The following is a 7,025-nucleotide window of genomic DNA, read 5'->3' on the forward strand; positions in this document are numbered from 1 at the left end:
TCTACATGTAAAAAATTCCGCACCTAAAAGTCCATCTCAACATTTTCGCAATTGACCCGAGCATGGGATATGTTTGTTAGCAAACTTTCAATACACCCATATTTAAACACATTAGCAACCCTCACTGCACATCCCATCACCTTGGACATTCGATGTGACACCTGAATAGCTAAGATTGAGTTACCTCCTATTTTGAAGAAATTATCAGTAATACCCACCCTCTCCAAGCCAAGAACTTCCTGCCATATCTTACATACCTCCATTTCCAACTCAGTAGTTGGTGCAACATATTCCTTTGCAGGCTGGCTAAAATCAGGATCAGGTAACGCATGCCTATCTAATTTTCCGTTGGCAGTTTGCGGAAACGAATTCATTACCACCAAGGCATTTGGCATCATGTATTCAGGGAGCACTAACGATAATTTATCCAAGATGGTAGTAGAAGTAAGCATCTCACCGCCTTCACCCAACACGTAGTAAGCCACTAGATACTTATTGCTACTCGCCTCCGTTTTCCGCTCTTTGACCAACACACAACATTGTCGAATCCCTGAAATCTGTAATAGTGCATGTTCGATCTCGCCCAATTCTATCCTGAACCCACGAATCTTTACTTGATCATCATTTCTTCCAATGAACTGAAGATTACCATTGGGAAGCCAGCGTACAATATCTCCTGTCCTGTAAAGTCGGGTGTAGCCATTATCTATGTCTGATTGAGTGGCAAAGGGATTGGGAATAAAGCGCTCCTTTGTCAAGTCTGGATGTTTAAGATAGCCTCTTGCTAAACCCGCTCCACCGATGTGCAACTCACCTAATATGCCAGTAGGAACTAGGTTACCTTTTCGATCAAGGACATAGACACTTCTATTGCTAATCGGCATACCTATTGGCACACTATAACCCTCTATCGGATTTTTCATATCATAGGTGCAAGCGAATGTTGTACTTTCTGTAGGTCCATAACCATTTAGAAAGTGTTTCGGTTTTGCACTACTTCTAATCAATTTGTTAACCGTGTTCTTATCTAACGCCTCACCACCAATAATCAAGTAATTTAGGCCTTCGAATAGAGTATTATCAGAATAATATAGACTTTCGAATAGAGTTTTTGTAAGCCACAGGATGGTTATTCTATTCACATCAAGAAACATTTTAAACTCCTTGATATCCGATGCCAGATTCTTTACATCCTTAGGTATTACCAAAGTATTGCCATTAAGTAGGGGTGTAAATACTTCAAAAGTTGTGGCATCGAACGTTGGGGAAGAGAGAAAGGCGAAAGTATCATTCCCAGACACTTGAATGTAGTTATTATACACTAAACTCAGTATGGCTCTGTGCTCCACCATAACTCCCTTGGGTCTACCTGTTGTTCCAGATGTGTAAATCACATAAGCAAGACTCTCTGCTTTACTGTGCTGTGAAAGGTTGGATACATCTTCCCTTTGATATAATTCCTCTGTCAGGTCTATATACAAAACCCTTTTCACAGGAAGTCGGATTTTACCACCCTCACATAGGTATCTCTGGCTGAGGACAAGTTCCGTTTGGGCATCCTCCAATATATAATCTACCCTATCCTGTGGATACCCAGTATCTATAGGTACATACGCTCCACCTGCCTTCAGCACCGCTAAAATTCCTATCACCGCCTCTGGGCTTCTGTCTAAGTATATAGCAATAGGCGTATCCTCAATAAATGGCTGCTTCGTTTTTTGTTGATATTGCTCCCGGATGTACCGAGCTAGCTGATTGCTTTTCTCATTGAGTTGTTGATATGTAAACTTTTTACCTTCATATGATAAAGCAGTTTTATTAGGAGTTTTTTCAGCCTGTTCTTGAAATTGTTGGGGGATTGTTTTATCCTTCGGGTAATTTTGACCAGTAGTACTCCAATTATATAAAATTTGTTGATACTCCTCATCTCCGAGAAGGCTTAACTGGCTGTAAGGCTTTGCTGGGGCTTCTGTTAACTGGACAAGTAGGTGCTTGTAATGCGAAAGGAGTCGTTCTATGGTGTCTTTACAGAACAATGCTGTAGCATAACTGAATACTACTGATAGTTCATCTATGCTATCGCCTATAAAAACAGATAGATCAAACTTCTCTACTTCGAAAGTGTTTTTTGCCCGATATGGTTTGAAATAAGTTTTTTGTTGACTTTTACTACCAAAACTCTGGACAGCGAACAAAGCTTGAAAAATGGGATGCCGTGATGTATCTCGCTGAACACCGAGTTCCTCCACAAGTCTCTCAAAGGGCAAGTCCTGATAAAGTTGCGCCTCCACCTGTCCTTGGTGAACTTGTTGTATTAAGGATTCGAAGCTTTGTGTATCATCTAGTATAATTCTGTTTGCCTGAGTGTTAACGAAAAATCCGATTAAATCCTCTATCTGCTGATAATGTCTATTGGCAATTGGGCTACCCACCACGATATCGTCTTGTCCAGTGTACTTACTCAAAAGGATACCAAAACTGCTCAACATCACGCTGTGAAGCGTTGTCCCAAAACGCTGAGCTAACTCCCTAAGTTTCTGGCTAGTTCCTCTGTCAAGCATGAAACCTTCGAAAGTGCCCTTATAGTCTATCTCGTTCGGTCTTGCATAGTCTGTAGGTAGTTCCAAGTGTTGATAGCCAGACAATTTCGATTTCCAGTAGTTTAACTGTTCTTCTAATATAACCCCACTAAGGAAAGATCTCTGCCATACTGCATAGTCCTTGTACTGAATTTCCAAGGGAGGTAGATTAAATCCTATGTTTTTATTGATATAAGCCTCGTAATAAGCAATTAGTTCTTTTTGAAAAATATTTACTGACCAGCCATCAGTGGCAATATGATGGACATTAATCAATAATATTGTTTTATTCAGCTGATTTTCAGATAAGGGTTTATCTTGTTTGATATAATAAAACTTTACTCGGATAGGATATTCTTTGCTTAAATCAAATGGACGATTAACGTCTTTCTTGATAAAGGTTTCGTAGTCTTCCGCATTTAAAGTTATTTCCTCAATGATTAATGCCTCATTGTGCACTACCTGTATACCCTGCATTTGATCATCTATTTGCTCTATAGTGCTTCTGAGCACTTCATGTCGAAATACAATTTGTTGAATGGCGTATTTTATTCCCTCAACTTCGGTAGCACTATCAAGTTCAAGTACAGAGGGGTGGTGATAAGCATTAGTTCCCCCTTCATATTGCTCAATAAACCATAAACGTTCTTGCGCTGGGCTTAATGGGTAATATTTTATCGAACTATCTTTTAAGATTATGATATCTAAAAATTTTTCTTTCGAGAAAATTTGATTTTCATTAAGAATTGCAATAATTGATGTTTTATTATTCAGAATAAAATCTTTTGTTTCTTGGTTTTGAAAATCCTTAGGAGCAATAAGCTTAATGGTATCATTCTCTAGCCAGATAGCTCCTGCACTAGTTCTCAATTTATTAAAAAATGTGTGAGTGTTTTTCATTTTGATTAACAATAATGTTTATATCCGACTGATAAATAATTATCCTATCGACTTTTAAATGGAAACTTTTAACTAAAATTCAAATTCAACGTTTTCATGATTTTTTTGCATTAAAGTAATATTTTCTATTAAACTATTAATGGTTTTTAGTTTAAATACATCAGCAACTTTCACATCACCCCCTAATACTTTGCGCATTCGATGCGATACTTGTATGGCCAAGATGGAGTTACCACCTATTTGAAAGAAATCATCAGTAATTCCAATTTTTTCCAATCCCAATAATTCCTGCCAAATTTCACATATTGCCTTTTCATTTTCACTTCTTGGTTCAACATATTCCCTCGTTAAGGGGTGAAAATCTGGTTCGGGAAAATTGCGCTTGTCCAATTTGCCATTGATGGTCAATGGGAATGATTCCATTGCAACAAGAGCACTTGGCATCATATATTCCGGCAATACAAGCGATAATTTACTCAGAATAGTAACTTGACTAATTGTATTATCGATATTCTCTAAAACATAATAGCCTACTAAATAATTACTACTATCTGTTTCTGTTTTTCGTTCTTTTACCAATACACAGCTCTGTTTAACGCCTTGAATCTGGTTTAGAGCGTGTTCTACTTCGCTCAACTCTATTCTATGTCCACGAATCTTTACTTGATCATCATTTCTGCCCATGAATTCCAAATTACCATCAGGTAACCATCTCACCAAATCGCCTGTTTTATACATTTTAGTATAACCTTTGGCTTTATCCGCCTCAGTGATAAATGGGTTTAAAACAAAGCGCTCTTCTGTTAGTTTTGGAAGTTTTAAGTAGCCCCTTGTCAAGCCCGCTCCCCCAATGTACAACTCGCCGATAACACCTATTGGAACTGGAGTATTATTTTGGTCAAGTACATATACTCGTGTGTTATTGATAGGCTTTCCTATATGTATTTTTTTGTTGTAATCAACTTCTCCACCTGTTGAAACAATTGTAGTTTCAGTTGGCCCATAAGTATTATATACTTTTGCAGATGATTCAACCTTCTGATATGCTTCACCCCCAAGTATGATATGCTTAACATTTGGAGAGAATAGGTTAATTCCTAAACTATTCAAGTAACTAGGAGTTGTGTTAAAAACATTTATTCCTGAACTCTCAACATACTCTTTTATGTAATCGGAATCCAATATTGATTTATTATCCAATATATGGAGACTACCACCGCTGAACAATGACATATAAATACATTCGGCTGCCGCATCAAAAATGATATTAGCAGTTAGTAATGATTTATCAGATGGTACTAATGGTATCATCTCAAGCTGTGATAATATTTCATTATTAACCCCTGCGTGTTCAACCATTACTCCTTTAGGATTCCCTGTTGTTCCAGAGGTATAAATCACGTAAGCAAGATCGGTCGATTTATTATACTGAGGGAGGTTTGATTTATCTTCTTTATTGTAAAGTTCTTCCGTCAGGTCTATATAAACCACCTTACCATGAGGTAATTGTGTATTACCATGTCCACTAAGGTGCTTTTGGCTGAGTATAAGTTCTGTGTTTGTATCCTCTAACATATAATCCAGTCTTTCTTGCGGATAAGTTGGATCCATAGGAACATAAGCCCCTCCAGCTTTAAGAACCCCCAAAATCCCTACTATCATTTCTAAACTTCTATCCAGATATAAGGCGATTAGTGTATCGGCTTTAAGGGTCTGCTTTGTCCTTTGCTGATACTGTGTTCTAATAAACCACGCCAGTTGATTACTCTTCTCATCAAGTTCGTGATAGGTTAATTTTTGTTGTCCATAAACTACGGCTATATTATCAGGTGTCTTTATCACTTGCTCCTGAAACAGTTGATGGATTGACTTATCTTTGGGATAATCTTTATCTGTTTCATTCCATTTGTAAATAATCTGGTTGTACTCATCAGCATCGAGTAAACAAAGTTGACTATATGATTTTTCTGGTGCTTTGGTGAGCTGGGTAAGAAGATGTATATACTGATGAATAATACGTACTATTGTGTCACTATGAAATAAACTAGTTGCATAGCTAATATCACCCGTAATTTCTTCACCATCATCATCTATATTGACAGATAAATCAAATTTCTCTACTTTATAAAAGAAATTTTCTTGAATGGGAGTAATATATTTTTTTTGTTGTTCTGAAGCACTATGCTGCTTACCAAAACTTTGTACTACAAAATATACCTGAAAAATATTATTTCTAGAAGCATCTCGCTCCACACCTAGTTCAGCGATTAAATCATCAATGGGCAAATCCTGATTTAATTGCGCTTCTACCTGATCCTTGTGAACCTGACGAATTAAGTCCTCAAATTTTTGGTTATTGTTTAGCAGTATCCTATTTACTTGAGTATTGATGAAGAATCCTATAAGTCCTTCGGTTTGTCTACGGTGTCTGTTTGCAATCGGGCTTCCAATCACGATGTCGTCCTGACCAGTATATTTGCTTAACAGAATACTAAAGCTGCTTAACATTACACTCTGTAATGTTACTCCATAGTGCTGGGATAACGCCCTTAGCTTTTGGCTAATTGCTTTGTCTATAGAAAATTCTTCACTAGAACCTTCATTGTTTATCTTATTAGGTCTTACATAATCGGTGGGTAATTCTAAATCCTGATAACCAGATAGTTTGGTTTTCCAGTAGTTTAATTGCTTTTCTAAGGTATCTCCTACTAAAAAGGCTCTTTGCCATACCGCATAGTCCTTGTACTGTATCTCCAGAGCGGGTAAACAAAAATCGGTATCCTTTCTAGTATAGGCATTGTAGTATGCAAATAGTTCTCTTAGAAATATATCCATTGACCAGCCGTCAGTAGCAATATGATGAATGTTTATCAATAGTATAGTTCTTTTCAACGGATTTTCGGATGCATCCTTACCAGATTGAACTGTATAAAATATTGTCCTGATTGGATATTCTGAGTTTAAGTCAAATGGGCGGTTAATGTCTTCTTTGATAAGTAATTCATAGTCTTCCTTAAGCGCTAATGCTATTTCTTTTATAATTAATGGCTTATCATGAATTACCTGATATGGTTTCTGATCATCTCCCAGTTCAATTGTGCTTCTTAATACTTCATGCCTTTTTACTATCTGCTGTAGTGCGTATTTTAAGCCCTCCACATCAGTATTAACGTCAAGTTCATAAAATGTAGGAATATGAAAAGCATTGGTTCCTTCTTCATACTGCTCAATAAACCATAAACGTTCCTGTGATGGGCTTAAAGGGTAATGTGTTATTGTATTATCTCTTAATATTTCTACACTCAGGAATTTTTCGATTGAAAAAATTTGATTTTCTTTAAGAACAGATATTATATGATTCTTATTATTTACAATAAAATCCTTTGTTTCTTGGTTCTGAAACTTTTTTGGAACAGAAAGATTAAGAGCATCCCCCTCTAGCCATACAGCTCCTGCGTTAAGTCTAAATTCGTTAAAAAAAATGTGAATGTTTTCCATTTCTATTTATAATTAATATTTAACAAAACTTACAATTTAATTTAAGGG

2 protein-coding genes are annotated in these 7,025 nt (G+C 36.7%); both read right to left on the reverse strand.

All coding sequences use genetic code 11. The features are described 5' to 3' along the window. Window positions 1-23: 23 nt before the first annotated feature. Window positions 24-3,479: an amino acid adenylation domain-containing protein gene (locus tag HOO91_15950; protein NOU19050.1), complete on the reverse strand. Its 3,456-nt coding sequence runs from the start codon at window positions 3,477-3,479 to the stop codon at window positions 24-26. 72 nt (window positions 3,480-3,551) lie between these two features. Beyond that, the gene (locus HOO91_15955) at window positions 3,552-6,977 is read right to left on the reverse strand and encodes an amino acid adenylation domain-containing protein (protein ID NOU19051.1); all 3,426 of its coding nucleotides are present in this window, start codon (window positions 6,975-6,977) and stop codon (window positions 3,552-3,554) included. Between the last annotated feature and the right edge of the window lie 48 nt (window positions 6,978-7,025).

The organism is Bacteroidales bacterium (assembly GCA_013141385.1).
Classification (GTDB): Bacteria; Bacteroidota; Bacteroidia; order Bacteroidales; family Tenuifilaceae; genus UBA8529.